Genomic DNA, 13,722 nt, shown 5'->3' on the forward strand with positions numbered 1-13,722 from the left:
TTCGACGAATTCCACGGTTTCACGTGAAACGTTCTGACTGCCCCTTTCAAGGCCGCCTCCTGGCGGTCTGCCGGGAAATGTGACGCGCGTCGAGGCCCGAGAGGCCGCGTACGGCGACGTACGCCTTCTCGCGTCCGGGCAGCGAGACGCGCCCGCGCAGCACCGCGTACGGGTCGCGCTCGATGCGGTCGAGGAGGCGCCGGTAGATACCGGCCATGGCGGCGACACAGGCGCCGCTGCGCCGGTCGAGGTGGGGCAGCAGCCGGTAGCCCTCGGCGAACAGGGCGCGGGCGCGGCGCACTTCGAAGTGGACCAGTCCGGGGAAGTCGGAGCCTGCCGGCGGGGTCGCGCTGTGGAATCCGTCCGAGCAGCCGAACTTGGCGAGGTCCTCGGCGGGCAGATAGGTCCGCCCGTTGCCCGCGTCCTCACGAACGTCCCTGAGGATGTTGGTGAGTTGGAGGGCGAGTCCGAGGGTGTCGGCGTACTCCGGGGCGCGCGCGGCGTCGCGTGCGCCGGACGGGGAGCCGAACACGCCCAGCGAGAGCCGTCCGATGGCCCCGGCGACGCACCGGCAGTACACCTTGAGGTCGTCCCAGGTCTCGTAGGTGGCCTCGTGAACGTCCATCAGGACGCCGTCGATCAGTTCGTCGAGCCCGCCGAGCGGGATCGGGAAGCGGCGTGCGGCATCGGTGAGTGCGACGGCCACCGGGTCGGTGTCGTCGTCCTCGATGTCGCCCGCGCTGATCCGGGCCAGCAGCGCCCGGGTCTCGCCGAGCCGCTTCTCCTTCACCTCGGGCGGCAGCGTGCCGTCGCCGATGTCGTCCACGCGCCGGGAAAAGGCGTAGAGCGCGGACATCGCGTTGCGCTTGTCGGTGGGCAGCAGCCGGATGCCGTACGCGAAGTTGCGCGCCTGCTGTCCGGTCACCGCCTCGCAGTAGCTGTACGCGGCGAGTACCGGTGCGGACACCTGTTGATCAAGTCCCTCCACGGTCCGGCTCACCCCTCTCTTCGCAGAGTCGCTCCCACTTCGCGCAGCAGACTGAGCTTGGTGGGCTTGGGCGGTCCAGTGAGTACGTCGAATCCGGCGGTGTGTACCGCCTTGAGGGCGGCGCGGCCACCGGCGACGAAACCGGCCAGCAGGAGCTTCAGTCTGCCGTGCACGCTACCCACGAGCGGGGGTCCTTCATTCAGCAGGCGGGTGGCCCGTTCCGCCTCGAATGCGATCAGTGAGCGTACGGAGGCGTTCGCGGTCGGCGCCGCAAGGTCGCTTTCGGACACGTGGAAGCGCTTCATGTCCTCGGCCGGGAGGTAGATCCGGTCCCGGGCCAGGTCCTCCGCCACGTCCTGGAGGTGCTCGACGATCTGCAGCGCCGTACAGACGGCGTCCGAGCGGCGGACGCGCTCGGGGCTGGTGGTGCCGGTGAGGGCGAGGACCAGCCGGCCGACGGGGTTGGCGGAGAGCTCGCAGTAGGCGAGGAGGTCGTCGTAGGTGGCGTAGCGGCTCACCGTCTGGTCCTGCCGGTTGGCCTCGATCAGCCCGAGGAAGGGCTCGGGGGTGAGGGCGCGGCGGCGGACGGTGGGCTGGAGGGCGGCGAGCAGCGGGTGCCGGGGGGTGGAGTCGAAGACCCGGTGCAGGTCGGCCTCGAAGGCGTCGAGCATGGCGATCCGGTCGTCCGCCTGCTCCTTGTCGAGGCCGAGGAGGACGGCGTCCCGGCCGCCGGGGGCGAGGTCGCCGTCGCCGATGTCGTCGACCAGGCGGGCGTATCCGTAGACCGCCATGAGGTCGTCGCGCCAGGCGCGGGGAAGGAAGAAGGGCGCGACGGGGAAGTTCTCGTCGGCGGCCTTGTCGAGAGTGCTGCGCGTGGGAGCGCCGGGGGGCACGTCCCGGACCTCAGTCATCGCCGACTGCCCTCCACGAGGACGGCGAGAGCATCTCGGAGCTGGAGAGATTCCAAAGCCATTGCCGTCACACCTCCCGTTCTACACTGCCGACTCAAAACATCCCATTTCGGACACGCCGCCCCTCGCCCGAGGGCGGCGACTGCCCTGAGGCACTTACCCGAAGGGGCAATAGCCCCACTTGCCGCGAATCAGCACCGGTACAGCTTACGTTGTACAACGCGAAGCATCGCCGCGGGGTGTTGCGCGCATTACAACAACACTCCAATCGGGCCCAACCTTCCGCGATCTTGGGCCAGTTGGCGGATCGGCCGGATCCTGACGGCCCCTCCGCTACGACTGCCGCCACCGCTCGGGCGTCTTCACTTCTTACACACGCCAGGGCCCCCGCCGGTTCCGGCGGGGGCCCTGGCCCGGGAAACTACTTCCCGGTTTCCTTTTCGTACGCCTTGACGACTTCCTCGGTCGGGCCGTCCATCAGGAGCTCGCCCTTCTCCAGCCAAAGGACGCGGTCACAGGTGTCCCTGATCGATTTGTTGCTGTGGCTCACCAGGAAGACCGTGCCGGCCTCCTTGCGGAGCTCGCGGATCCGCTGCTCCGAGCGGATCTGGAACTTCCGGTCACCGGTGGCCAGCGCCTCGTCGATCATCAGGACGTCGTGGTCCTTGGCCGCCGCGATGGAGAAGCGCAGCCGCGCCGCCATGCCGGAGGAGTAGGTCCGCATGGGCAGGGTGATGAAGTCACCCTTCTCGTTGATGCCGGAGAAGTCGACGATTCCCTCGTAGCGCTCCCGGATCTGCTCGCGCGACATGCCCATGGCGAGACCGCCGAGGATGACGTTCCGCTCGCCGGTCAGGTCGTTCATCAGCGCCGCGTTGACGCCGAGCAGCGAGGGCTGGCCGTCGGTGTAGACCTTGCCGCTCTCGGCGGGCAGCAGCCCCGCGATCGCGCGCAGCAGGGTCGACTTGCCCGAACCGTTGGAGCCGATCAGGCCGATGGCCTCGCCCCGGTAGGCGGTGAAGGAGACGCCGCGTACGGCATGCACCTTGCGGACGCCGCGGGAGTCCTGGGCCTTCTTGCCCCGGATCATGCGGTTGAGGGCCGCGGTGGCGCCGCCCTTGCCGCCGCCACCGGTGTGCACCCGGTACACGATGTGCACATCGTCGGCGATGACCGTGGGGACACGCCCCTGGATCTTGTCTTCAGCCACGGCCGTACCGCTCCTCAGCCTTCCAGAAGTACACGAAGCCGAGCACGCCGAACAGCACCGCCCAGATCGCGGCCGACGCCCAGACGTGCGGCGGCAGGTTCTCCGCGCCGTACCCGTCGATCAGCGCGAAGCGCATGAGGTCCATGTAGACGGCCGCCGGGTTCCACTGGAGGATGTCCGCGATCCACGCGGGCTTGTCCTCCAGCATCACCGGGATGCTGAACATGACGCCCGAGGCGTACATCCAGGTCCGCATGATGAACGGCATCAGCTGCGCCAGGTCGGGGGTCTTGGCACCCATCCTCGCCATGATCATCGCGAGGCCCGTGTTGAACATGAACTGCAGCACCAGCGCCGGGATCACCAACAGCCACGACCAGGTCGGGAAGTTGCCGAAGCAGACCACGATCACCAGCAGCACGATCATCGAGTACAGCAGCTGCTGGAGCTGCTGGAGCGAGAACGAGATGGGCAGCGAGGCGCGCGGGAAGTGCAGCGCCCGCACCAGGCCCAGGTTCCCGGAGATCGCCCGGACGCCCGCCATCACCGAGCTCTGGGTGAAGGTGAACACGAAGATGCCGGTGACCAGGAAGGGGATGTAGACGTCCTTCGTCATCCCCCGCCCGGCGTTCAGGATCAGCCCGAAGATCAGGAAGTAGACCAGCGCGTTGAGCAGTGGGGTCGCCACCTGCCACAGCTGGCCCAGCTTGGCCTGGCTGTACTGCGCCGCCAGCTTCGCCGAGGAGAACGCCATGATGAAGTGGCGCCGGCCCCACAACTGCCGTACGTACTCGCCGAAGCCGGGGCGGGCACCGCTCACCGAGAGGTGGTACTTGGCGGCGAGCTGCGCCGGGGTCAGTCCCTCGTCGGGAGAGGGAGGGACGCTCATAGCGACCGCTCCGTCTTGGGAAGTGTCACTCACAAGTGGAAACTTTCGTCTTCAAAGATGCGCGAACCGTCGGGCGCTGTGCGCGGGTGTCCGGGTCCCGGGTGGCAGAACCCGGAACCGCTCTGCCCGAGCTTGTCAGATGACGGGTGGTCGGCCCAGTCGGGTCAGCCGCCATACCGTACGCCACTTCATCGGACGGCGCGGACCCGCGGGGGTGCTCCAGCCCTCCTTGAAGCCGCCGAACCACGCCTTGAGCGCGGGCCCGGAGGGGCGCCGGGCGAGGGTGAGCAGCAGCCACACCCCCACGTAGACGGGGACCAGCGGGGCGGGCAGGTTGCGGCGGGCCAGCCAGACCCGGTTGCGGGCCACCATGCGGTGGTACGTCGCGTGCCGGGCGGGCGAGGTGGTGGGGTGGTTGAGGACCATGTCCGCGCGGTAGTCGATCGCCCAGCCGGCGTCCAGTGCCCGCCAGGCCAGGTCGGTCTCCTCGTGGGCGTAGAAGAACTCGTCCGGGAGTCCGCCGACCTCGGCGAAGACCTTCGTACGGGCGGCGTTGGCACCGCCGAGGAAGGTCGTCACCCGCGAGGAGCGCATCGGGTCCGAGGCGCGCAGCCGGGGAACGTGCCTGCGCTGGGTGACGCCGGTGTCCGGGTCGGCGATCCGGAAGCTGATGATGCCCAGCCCGGGGTCGGCCTCGAACGCGCGTCGGCACAGCTCGGCGGTGTCGGTGCGGGGCAGCAGCCCGTCGTCGTCCAGGAAGAGCAGGACGTCGACGTCGGATCCGGCCGGGCCGAAGGCCTCGATGCCGACGTTGCGGCCGCCGGGGATGCCCAGGTTCTCGGGCAGGTCGACGGTGCGGACGTCGTCCGGGACCCCGGTGACGGGGGCGCCGTTGCCGACGACCACGATGTCGACCGGGTCGCCGTCCTGCTTGCGGACGGAGTCGATCAGGGCGTTGAGGTCGTCCGGGCGGGTGCCCATCGTGATGATGACCGCGCCGACCTTCAGGGGGCTGTTCCCCTGGGCGCCGGTCACTTGAGCCTGCTGGAGGCGAGGATCGACACCAGGTGCAGCAGCGTCTGGAGCAGCGCGATGCCCGCGAAGACGGCGACGCCGAGCCGGGTGAAGAACAGGTCGCCCCGTGCGGCGTCGAAGAAGGCCAGCACCAGGATCAGCAGCGAGGCCTCGATGCCGAGGATCAGCCGGTGGAACTGGAGCATCGAGGCGAGCTTGCGGGCCAGCGCCACCTTGGAGGAGCGCGGCACGCTCGCCGACTCCGCGACCGGCGGCTTGCCGCCCTGGTGGCGCGCGACGGCGACCAGGTCGGTCTCCGCCTTGATCAGGATCGCGCCGAGCGCGGCCAGGGTACCGAGGAAGGCCCACAGCCAGTCGATCCGCCCGGTGCCCCAGATGTCGGCGGCCCGCAGTCCGACGCCGACGAGCACGGCGGCGTCCGTCAGGTAGGCGCCGACCCGGTCCAGGTAGACGCCGTTCAGCGAGAACTGCTTCTTCCAGCGGGCGACCTCTCCGTCGACGCAGTCGAGGAGGAGGTAGAGCTGTACGGCGACGACGCCCAGGACGGCGCCCCAGATGCCCGGCACGAGCAGGGCCGGGGCGGCGAGGACACCGCAGACGGTCATCACGTACGTCAGCTGGTTGGGGGTGATCCTGGTGTTGACCAGGTACCTGTCCACGCGCAGCGAGATCTCGCGCATGTACAGGCGACCGCCCCAGTGCTCACCGCTGCGCCGGTCCTTGACGCCGGCGGGGTGAACGACGGGACGGAGTTCAGCTACTGATGGTCGTCTTGACATAGTCGGCGTAAGCGTCCCTGATCTGGTCTGCGGACAGGTCGAGGTGTTCCAGGATCGTGAAGCGTCCCGGACGGGTCTGGGGGGCGTACTCGACGGCCTGCACGAACTCGTCGACGGTGAAGCCGATGTCGCCGGGCAGCACGGGCAGCTGGTGTCTGCGCAGTACGTCGGCGAAGAGCGCGGCCTCCTCGGTCGCGCCGCGCAGGTGCATCGCGAAGGCGGCGCCGATGGCGACCTGCTCGCCGTGCAGCTGGGAGCGGCGGGGGAAGAGCAGGTCGAAGGCGTGGCTGATCTCGTGGCAGGCGCCGGACGCCGGGCGGCTGTCGCCGGCCACGGTCATCGAGATGCCGGTGAGCACCAGGCCCTCGGCGAGCACCTTGAGGAAGGCGTCGTCGCCGATGGTGCCGGGGTGGCGCAGCACGGCTTCGCCGGCCTGGCGGGCCATGGCGGCGGCGAGGCCGTCGATGGACTCGCCCTTGGTCTCGTGGGCCAGTTCCCAGTCGGCGACGCAGGAGATGTTGGAGATGGCGTCGCCGATGCCGGACCGTACGAAACGGTCGGGGGCCTGGCGGATCACGTCGAGGTCGATGACGACGGCGATCGGCGTGGGTACGCCGTAGGAGCCGCGCCCGTTGTCGTTGTCGAGGGTGGCCACCGGCGAGCACAGGCCGTCGTGGGCCAGGTTCGTGGCGACCGCGACCATCGGCAGGCCGACGCGGGCGGCGGCGTACTTGGCGACGTCGATGATCTTGCCGCCGCCGAGGCCGACGACCGCGTCGTAGCGCTGCTTGCCCTTGATGTCGTCGGCGAGCTTGATCGCGGAGTCGATGGTGCCGTCGGCGACCGGGTACCAGTCGGCGTCCGGGAGTGCCGGGGCGAGCCGCTCGCGCAGTGCCTGGCCGGAGCCGCCGCTGATGGCGATGGCCAGGCAGCCGGAGCCGGAGATCCGCTGGTCGGCGAGGAGGCCGGCCAGGTCGTCGAGGGCGCCGCGCGAGATGTCGACGGTGAGCGGCGAGGGGATGAGGCGGGTCAGTACAGGCACGCGATCTCCCGGCCCTTGGCGAGGTCGTCGTGGTTGTCGATCTCGACCCACTTGAGGTCGCCGATCGGGGCCACGTCGATGCGGAAGCCCCGGTTCACGAGTTCCTGGTAGCCGTCCTCGTAGTAGAGGTCGGGGTCCCGCTCGAAGGTGACCTTGAGGGCGTCGGCGAGCTCGTCGGCGGCCTCGCCCTCGATGAGGGTGACGCCGATGTACTCGCCGGATGCGGTGGCCGGGTCCATCAGCTTGGTGATCTTCTGCACCGCGCCGGAGGCGTCGGTGATGACCTTCATCTCCTCGTCGGCGAGGTTCTTCACCGTGTCGAGGGCGAGGATGATCTTCCTGCCGTCGCCGCGGGCGGCCAGCAGGGTCTTCTCGACGGAGACCGGGTGCACGGTGTCGCCGTTGGCGAGGATCACCGTGTGACGGATCTGGTCACGGCCGCACCACAGGGAGTAGGCGTTGTTCCACTCCTCGGCCTTGTCGTTGTCGATCAGGGTGAGCTTGAGGCCGTACTTGGCCTCCAGCGCGGCCTTGCGGTCGTAGACGGCTTCCTTGCGGTAGCCGACGATGATCGCGACCTCGGTGAGGCCGATCTCGGCGAAGTTGCCGAGGGTGAGGTCGAGGATGGTGGTGTCGCCGTCGACGGGCACGAGGGCCTTGGGCAGCGTGTCGGTGTAGGGGCGCAGACGCCGTCCGGCGCCCGCTGCCAGTACCAGGCCGATCATGCGGTCTCTCCTTCGTCGTGTACGGCGGGTGCTCCCGAGGAGACCCAGAAGCGGATGCTCTCGGCACCCGCCACCAGCGCCACGGCCACAGCGAGCACCGCGAGCGCGAGGGGGAAGTCGATCGTGGTCGACAGGGCGGCGAGAACGGCCACCAGGAGGATGCGGCCCTCCTGGCCGCCGACCGCCCGCACCAGCCAGTTCGGCGGGGCTCCGGTGCCGCCCTTGATGCGGTACACCGTGTCGTAGTGATGGTAGGCGACCGCCGCGACCAGCCCGAATGCGGCGGGAAGGGCTCCGGCGGTGTCCGCCTCGACCGCGAGGATCAGGACCGTGCAGTACTCGGCGATCCGGAAGAACGGGGGGACCAGCCAGTCGAGGGCGCCCTTGAGGGGGGCTCCGACGGCGAGGCCGCTGAGGAAGGCGTAGAGGACCGCGATTCCGACGAAGGTCCAGGTGCCGCCGTAGAGCAGCGCTCCGGCGAGCAGGACCGCCGTGCCGGCGAGGGCCAGTACCGGTGCGAGGAAGCCGCCGCCCGCGCGGCGGGTCCGGGCGACGGACTCGGCGAGCGGGCCGGAGTCGGCCAGGTCGGCGAGTGCCTGGGCGGCCCGGTCGGTGCGGGTGGCGCGCCGGGTGAGGGAGCGCAGGACCCGGCCGGCCGTGGTGTAGCAGGCGGCGAAGGCGCAGCCGATGAGCAGTGCGTAGAAGACGACGCGGGGGGTGGTGACGGCGGTGAGGACCGCGATCATGGCCCAGCGCTCGCCGATCGGCAGCACGATCATGCGCCGCACCCAGACCGTCCAGCCGACGCTGTCCAGCTTTCCGGAGAGGGCCGCGGTGGGGCTGGTGTTGCCCGTGGCGTCGTGGTTGGCCTCGTTGAAGGAGAAGTCCACGACGTGGCGGCAGGTCTGGAGCACCATCGCCCCCAGCGCCAGTGCCCATACGTCGTCGCCGCCGCGGATCGCGCCGAGGGCGAGGCCCGCGTAGTAGGCGTACTCCTTGGCGCGGTCGAAGGTCGCGTCGAGCCAGGCGCCCATCGTCGAGTACTGGAGCGAGTAGCGGGCGAGCTGCCCGTCGGTGCAGTCCAGGACGAAGGAGAGGAGGAGCAGGACGCCGGCCGCGACGTAGCCGCCCCGGGTGCCGGTCGCCGCGCAGCCGGCCGCAATGAGCGCGGTGATCAGCGAGGCGGTGGTGACCTGGTTCGGGGTGAGGCCGCGCCGGGCGCACCAGCGGGCGAGGTAGCGGGAGTACGGGCTGATGCAGTACGTGGTGAAGAAGCCGTCGCGGGACTTCACGGCGGTCCGCAGCCGGACCGCCTCTTCGTCGACGGCGGCCACGGACCGTTCGGCCTCGGTACGGGAGGCCTGGTCGCCCGGGACCACGGCGACGAGCGAACCGAGCTCGGGGCGCTGTACGGCGACGCCTTCGGCGTCGAGTGCGGCGGCCACCTCGTCGGGGGCGGTCAGCGGCGCGGTGCGCAGCGCACGGCCGAGGGCGGCGCGCGCCTCGGGCTGTGCGGTGAGCGCGCCGGGTACGGCCGCCGCCGGGAAGCGGGGGTCGGTCAGGCCGAGCCGCAGCGAGTGCACGTGGCCGATGAAGCGGGGGTCGACGAGGGCGACGCGGTCACCGGCCGGCGCCGCGTCCAGGAGCTTCGCGGTCTCGGCCGCGTCCGCGGCGGAGCGCACGTCGAAGCCCAGCGATCTCAGATCGCCTTCGAGCGACGATCCGGGTACCGGCGGGCCGGTGAGGATGGCGGTCGACAGACGAACTCACTCCTTGAGCTGGGCTTCGAAAAGCCGCACGGAAAGCCGCGCGGTGCGCCCGCGGACGGGCGGGCGGGGCGGCATCGGCAGAGGCTATCGGATGAACGGAAGCGCGATTTCACTGCCCGTTCACGCTCCGATGGGGCCGGGCCGGGGGCGGCGGGACCGCCGCGATCATCATGGTCGATCACCGGCCCGCGCCACAAACCGCGTACGGAAGCGGTGCGAAAGCCGTGCGAAAGCCGTGCGGAAGCCCGCACCCGGCTTCTCGGCGGGCGGCCCGTCCGGCCGTCCCCGAAGATCGGCCCACCGCTCTGACCTGCACTCATTTCCGCAGGTCAGAGCACATGACAACGGTGTTCAGTCCCGGCTTGCCCATACCCCCCACCCGTAGTTCACTGGGGTGGCGGGCAGGTCACTTCCCGCACTCCACCACCACGATCCGGAGGCGTCGTCACATGGGGGCTGGGCATGATCACGGGCATTCGCACGGGGGGCCGCCGCCCACCGGGACGGCGGCTGCCGCGTACAAGGGACGACTGCGAATAGCACTCGGCATCACACTCTCGGTGATGGTCGTGGAGATCGTCGGCGGTCTGGTCAGCAATTCGCTGGCGCTGATCGCGGACGCCGCGCACATGGCGACGGACGCGCTCGGGCTGGCGATGGCACTCCTGGCGATCCACTTCGCCAACCGGCCCGCGACCCGGAATGCCACGTTCGGGTACGCCAGGGCCGAGATCCTGGCGGCGCTCGCCAACTGTCTGCTGCTGCTCGGCGTCGGCGGCTACGTACTGATCGAGGCCATCGAGCGGTTCATCACCCCGGCCGAGACCAAGGGCGGGCTGGCGATCGTCTTCGCGCTGGTCGGCCTGGTCGCCAACATGATCTCGCTGTCGCTGCTGGTCAAGGGCCAGAAGGACAGTCTCAATGTGCGGGGCGCCTATCTGGAGGTGCTGGCGGACGCACTCGGATCGGTGACCGTGCTGGTCGCGGCCGGCCTCATCCTGCTGACCGGCTGGAGCTACGCCGACCCGATCGCGTCCCTGGTCATCGGCCTGATGATCGTGCCGAGGACCGTGAAGCTGCTGCGCGAGACGCTCTCCGTACTGCTGGAGGCGGCACCCAAGGGCGTCGACATGGCGGAGGTGCGGGAGCACATCCTGGGGACGCCCGGCGTCGAGGACGTGCACGACCTGCACGCGTGGACGATCACCTCGGGGATGCCGGTGCTGTCGGCGCACGTGGTGGTCAGCCAGGAGCTGCTGGACTCGGTGGGGCACGAGAAGATGCTGCACGAGCTGCAGGGCTGTCTCGGGGACCACTTCGACGTCGAGCACTGCACCTTCCAGCTGGAGCCGAGCGGGCATGCGGCGCACGAGGTGAAGGTCTGCCACTGAGCGTCTGTGGGGTCGGCCACCGCGGGGCCTTTCACCGGGGCTGGCCGTCAGGGCGGGCCGTCGGTACGGGCTGTTAGAGTGATCGAAGAGACGTTCGGTCTCGATGGACACGAGTGCGGAAATGGGGAGATGAGTTGATGACGGTCACGGCGCGCGCTGCTTCGTGCGGCATACGGACCTTCCTCATCTCCCGGGCCCTCGGCTGACCTCTTCGCACTGCCTGACTTCCGCACTGCCGGTTTTCCGCTGGGCCCTTTCCTGACACAAAGGGATCCACGTTGTCCGAGAACGTCATTTTTGACGCCTTCATGACTCTCCACCGCGACCTGCCCCGGCAGAGTCCCGGTTCCGACGCCACCACCCGGCGTTTCCTCTCCCTCGCCGCGCTCGCGGGCAAGCTCCCCGAGCGTCCGAAGGTGCTCGACCTGGGCTGTGGTCCAGGCCGGGCCTCGCTGCTGCTGGCGGCCGAGGCGGGTGCTCAGGTCACCGCGGTCGACCTGTACCAGCCGTTCCTCGACGAACTGGACGCCTCGGCCGCCTCGCGCGGGCTGGGCGACTCGATCCGTACGGTGCGTGCCGACATGGGCGCGCTCGAAGGCCTGGACTTCCAGGACGGCACGTACGACCTGGTGTGGGCCGAGGGATCGGCGTACAACATCGGCTTCGCCACCGCCCTGGAGCGGTGGAAGCGGCTGCTCGCCCCCGGTGGCGTGCTCGTCGTCTCGGAGGTCGAGTGGACGGCCGAGCACCCCTCGGCCGGGGTCCGCGCCTTCTGGGACCCGCAGTACGCGCTGGCCACCCGCGCTGCCAACAGCGCGGCGGCCGTCGCCGCCGGCTACGACGTCCTGGGTGCCTGCCTCCAGCCGGACGCCGACTGGGACGAGTACTACGGGCCGCTCGGCGAGCGCGTCGCCGCCGCCGACCCGGCCGTGCCGGGCATGACCGAGGCCCTCGCCATGACCCGCGAGGAGATCGAGGTGCGCCGCCTGTACGGCGCGGAGTACGGGTACACGGGATACGTCCTGCGGCCCGTCGACCCGCGCTGGCGGACCCGCCCCGAGACCCCGGCCGACCGCTCGGCGGTGCACGCGGTCAACGCCGCCGCGTTCCCGACCGAGGGCGAGGCCGACCTGGTGGAGGCGCTGCGCGCCGACTCCGGTGCCTGGCTGCCGGGGCTCTCGTACGTCGCCGAGGCGCCGGACGGGTCGGTGGCCGCGTACGCGCTGATCACCCGGTGCCACGTCGGCGGCGCCCCGGCTGCGGCGCTCGCCCCTGTCGCGGTCTCCCCGGAATTCCAGCGGCAGGGGGCGGGGGCCGCGGTCACGCGCGCCGTGCTCGATGCCGCGCGGGTCCGGGGCGAGCGGCTGGTGCTGGTGCTCGGGCACCCGGAGTACTACCCGAGGTTCGGCTTCACGCCTGCCTCGGAGCTCGGTATCCGGCCGGGTTTCGACGTACCGGACGAGGCCATGAGGGCGCTCGTGCTGGACGGTTCGGCCGGGCTGCCGAGCGGTGAGATCCAATACCCGGAGGCATTCGGGGTCTGATCCGCCGCACAAGTGGGAAGTCCTGCCCCTGTCGCACCCGTGACAGGGGCAGGACCTTTTCCGCCGCCCCTGGTACGGCCGAAGTACGGACAAGCGGCTTTTGTACGGCAGACTTGGCAGCCGGGAACCGAAGCGAAGGATGGTTATGCCGACCACACCCGCCACCGTGGCGAACAGCACGCCCAGTGAAAGTCGCAGCGGATCAGCGGGAGAATCCGCCGAGATCCTCCTCGAACTGGTCGACGAGAGCGGCAACACCATCGGCACCGCGGAGAAGTTGTCCGCCCATCAGCCCCCGGGGCAGCTGCACCGGGCGTTCTCGGTGTTCCTGTTCGACGAGACGGGCCGGCTGCTGCTCCAGCAGCGCGCGCTCGGCAAGTACCACTCCCCCGGCGTCTGGTCCAACACCTGTTGCGGCCACCCGTACCCGGACGAGGGCCCCTTCGCGGCGGCCGCGCGGCGTACGCACGAGGAGCTGGGCGTCTCCCCCACGCTGCTCGCGGAGGCGGGCACGGTCCGCTACAACCACCCCGACCCGGCGTCGGGTCTGGTGGAGCAGGAGTTCAACCACCTCTTCGTCGGTCTGGTGCAGTCGTCGCTGCGGCCGGACCCGGAGGAGGTTGGGGACACCGCGTTCGTGACGCCCCAGGAGCTGGCGGAGCAGCACGCGAAGGACCCGTTCTCGGCGTGGTTCATGACGGTGCTGGACGCGGCGCGTCCGGCGATCCGTGAGCTGACGGGGGACGCGGCGGGCTGGTAGCCCCCGAACCCCCCGGGCCTTCTGGACTAACCGCCCGCGGCGAGCGGCAGGGCCGCCCAGATGACCTTGCCGCCGCTCGCGGTGTGCTCGACGTCGCAGACTCCGCCGGCCTCGCCCGCGATCTCCCGTACGAGCAGCAGCCCGCGCCCGCCGGTCTGCGCGTAGTCCGTCTCCAGCGGTTTGGGGCGGTAGGGGTGGCTGTCCTCCACCGAGACCCGTATCCACTCGGCGCCGATGGCGACCTCCACGGCCAGCTCCGGGGAGAGCAGGGCCGCGTGCTTGACCGCGTTGGTGACCAGCTCGGAGACGATCAGCAGGAGTCCCTGCACCAGGTCGTCGGCGGCCGGGACGCCCTGTCGGCGGATCAGGTCACGGACCGCGTGCCGGGCCTGCGGGACGGAGATGTCCACCGCCGGAGCGGTGAACCGCCAGACTCCTTCGTACGCCCGGGGAGGGCTCGCGGAGTCTTCGGCGCCCGTGCCCGGCGGGGCGCCGACGCCCCCGTCGGGGGGTGGGGCGCTCTCACGGCTCTCCATCATCGGGCACCCGCCCTCATGCTCGGTCATGACCACGTTTCGAGTGTTCGGGGCGGGGAGGTCCGGACCATCGGGCTGAACACAAGTCAGCGGCAAGAGACGTCTAATGACTGATTCTGCTCGTCTCTAGGCCGCCTATTGGC

General features: G+C 70.3%; 13 protein-coding genes. 3 read left to right on the top strand and 10 right to left on the bottom strand.

Annotated features, from left to right (window positions below; all coding sequences use genetic code 11):
• Window positions 1–46 precede the first annotated feature (46 nt).
• The 9 genes from hpnD to ACZ5PB_RS00555 all read right to left on the bottom strand — a co-directional run bounded on the left by hpnD (window position 47) and on the right by ACZ5PB_RS00555 (window position 9,339).
• Complete coding sequence (gene hpnD, locus ACZ5PB_RS00515; protein ID WP_468686529.1) at window positions 47–1,000, bottom strand: presqualene diphosphate synthase HpnD; 954 nt, start codon at window positions 998–1,000, stop codon at window positions 47–49.
• Window positions 997–1,899 (bottom strand): squalene synthase HpnC, encoded by a 903-nt coding sequence (gene hpnC, locus ACZ5PB_RS00520; protein ID WP_468686531.1) that lies wholly within the window; start codon window positions 1,897–1,899, stop codon window positions 997–999. The genes hpnD and hpnC overlap by 4 nt, the downstream gene beginning before the upstream one ends.
• A 421-nt stretch (window positions 1,900–2,320) precedes the next feature.
• Window positions 2,321–3,109 carry an ABC transporter ATP-binding protein gene (locus ACZ5PB_RS00525; protein WP_468686533.1) on the bottom strand — a complete coding sequence of 263 codons (789 nt, stop codon included), beginning with the start codon at window positions 3,107–3,109 and terminating at the stop codon, window positions 2,321–2,323.
• Window positions 3,102–4,031, bottom strand: coding sequence for an ABC transporter permease (locus ACZ5PB_RS00530; RefSeq protein ID WP_468686534.1), 930 nt, complete (start codon window positions 4,029–4,031; stop codon window positions 3,102–3,104). Before ACZ5PB_RS00530 ends, ACZ5PB_RS00525 begins: the two co-directional genes overlap by 8 nt.
• A 102-nt stretch (window positions 4,032–4,133) precedes the next feature.
• Window positions 4,134–5,006, bottom strand: a complete 873-nt coding sequence (locus ACZ5PB_RS00535; protein WP_468688205.1) for a glycosyltransferase family 2 protein — start codon at window positions 5,004–5,006, stop codon at window positions 4,134–4,136.
• 23 nt (window positions 5,007–5,029) lie between these two features.
• On the bottom strand, window positions 5,030–5,812 hold the full coding sequence (locus ACZ5PB_RS00540) for a CDP-alcohol phosphatidyltransferase family protein (RefSeq protein ID WP_468686536.1): 783 nt from the start codon (window positions 5,810–5,812) through the stop codon (window positions 5,030–5,032).
• The gene (locus tag ACZ5PB_RS00545) at window positions 5,787–6,854 is read right to left on the bottom strand and encodes an iron-containing alcohol dehydrogenase family protein (RefSeq protein ID WP_468686537.1); all 1,068 of its coding nucleotides are present in this window, start codon (window positions 6,852–6,854) and stop codon (window positions 5,787–5,789) included. The genes ACZ5PB_RS00540 and ACZ5PB_RS00545 overlap by 26 nt, the downstream gene beginning before the upstream one ends.
• The gene (locus tag ACZ5PB_RS00550; protein WP_468686539.1) at window positions 6,842–7,579 is read right to left on the bottom strand and encodes a phosphocholine cytidylyltransferase family protein; all 738 of its coding nucleotides are present in this window, start codon (window positions 7,577–7,579) and stop codon (window positions 6,842–6,844) included. The genes ACZ5PB_RS00545 and ACZ5PB_RS00550 overlap by 13 nt, the downstream gene beginning before the upstream one ends.
• The gene (locus tag ACZ5PB_RS00555; protein ID WP_468688207.1) at window positions 7,576–9,339 is read right to left on the bottom strand and encodes a DUF5941 domain-containing protein; all 1,764 of its coding nucleotides are present in this window, start codon (window positions 9,337–9,339) and stop codon (window positions 7,576–7,578) included. The genes ACZ5PB_RS00550 and ACZ5PB_RS00555 overlap by 4 nt, the downstream gene beginning before the upstream one ends.
• Before the next feature lie 458 nt (window positions 9,340–9,797).
• On the opposite strand from ACZ5PB_RS00555, the gene ACZ5PB_RS00560 reads away from it, so the two are divergent.
• The 3 genes from ACZ5PB_RS00560 to idi all read left to right on the top strand — a co-directional run bounded on the left by ACZ5PB_RS00560 (window position 9,798) and on the right by idi (window position 13,043).
• On the top strand, window positions 9,798–10,739 hold the full coding sequence (locus tag ACZ5PB_RS00560; RefSeq protein ID WP_468686540.1) for a cation diffusion facilitator family transporter: 942 nt from the start codon (window positions 9,798–9,800) through the stop codon (window positions 10,737–10,739).
• A 308-nt stretch (window positions 10,740–11,047) separates the two neighbouring features.
• Window positions 11,048–12,283, top strand: coding sequence for a GNAT family N-acetyltransferase (locus tag ACZ5PB_RS00565; protein WP_468688209.1), 1,236 nt, complete (start codon window positions 11,048–11,050; stop codon window positions 12,281–12,283).
• A 145-nt stretch (window positions 12,284–12,428) separates the two neighbouring features.
• Complete coding sequence (gene idi / locus ACZ5PB_RS00570; RefSeq protein ID WP_468686541.1) at window positions 12,429–13,043, top strand: isopentenyl-diphosphate Delta-isomerase; 615 nt, start codon at window positions 12,429–12,431, stop codon at window positions 13,041–13,043.
• Between the two features lie 26 nt (window positions 13,044–13,069).
• On the opposite strand, the gene ACZ5PB_RS00575 is transcribed toward idi, so the two are convergent.
• Entirely contained in the window at window positions 13,070–13,609 is a 540-nt protein-coding gene (locus ACZ5PB_RS00575) for an ATP-binding protein (RefSeq protein ID WP_468686542.1), read from the bottom strand.
• Window positions 13,610–13,722 lie beyond the last annotated feature (113 nt).

The organism is Streptomyces sp. NPDC032721 (genome assembly GCF_055579625.1).

What these genes read in the sequence shown, in the direction of transcription:
- ACZ5PB_RS00575 (WP_468686542.1), bottom strand. Translation starts at nt 13,609, where the DNA reads ATGACCGAGCATGAGGGCGGGTGCCCGATGATGGAGAGCCGTGAGAGC.
- ACZ5PB_RS00565 (WP_468688209.1), top strand. Translation starts at nt 11,048, where the DNA reads ATGACTCTCCACCGCGACCTGCCCCGGCAGAGTCCCGGTTCCGACGCC.
- ACZ5PB_RS00550 (WP_468686539.1), bottom strand. Translation starts at nt 7,579, where the DNA reads ATGATCGGCCTGGTACTGGCAGCGGGCGCCGGACGGCGTCTGCGCCCC.
- ACZ5PB_RS00560 (WP_468686540.1), top strand. Translation starts at nt 9,798, where the DNA reads ATGGGGGCTGGGCATGATCACGGGCATTCGCACGGGGGGCCGCCGCCC.
- ACZ5PB_RS00540 (WP_468686536.1), bottom strand. Translation starts at nt 5,812, where the DNA reads ATGTCAAGACGACCATCAGTAGCTGAACTCCGTCCCGTCGTTCACCCC.
- idi (WP_468686541.1), top strand. Translation starts at nt 12,429, where the DNA reads ATGCCGACCACACCCGCCACCGTGGCGAACAGCACGCCCAGTGAAAGT.
- hpnC (WP_468686531.1), bottom strand. Translation starts at nt 1,899, where the DNA reads ATGACTGAGGTCCGGGACGTGCCCCCCGGCGCTCCCACGCGCAGCACT.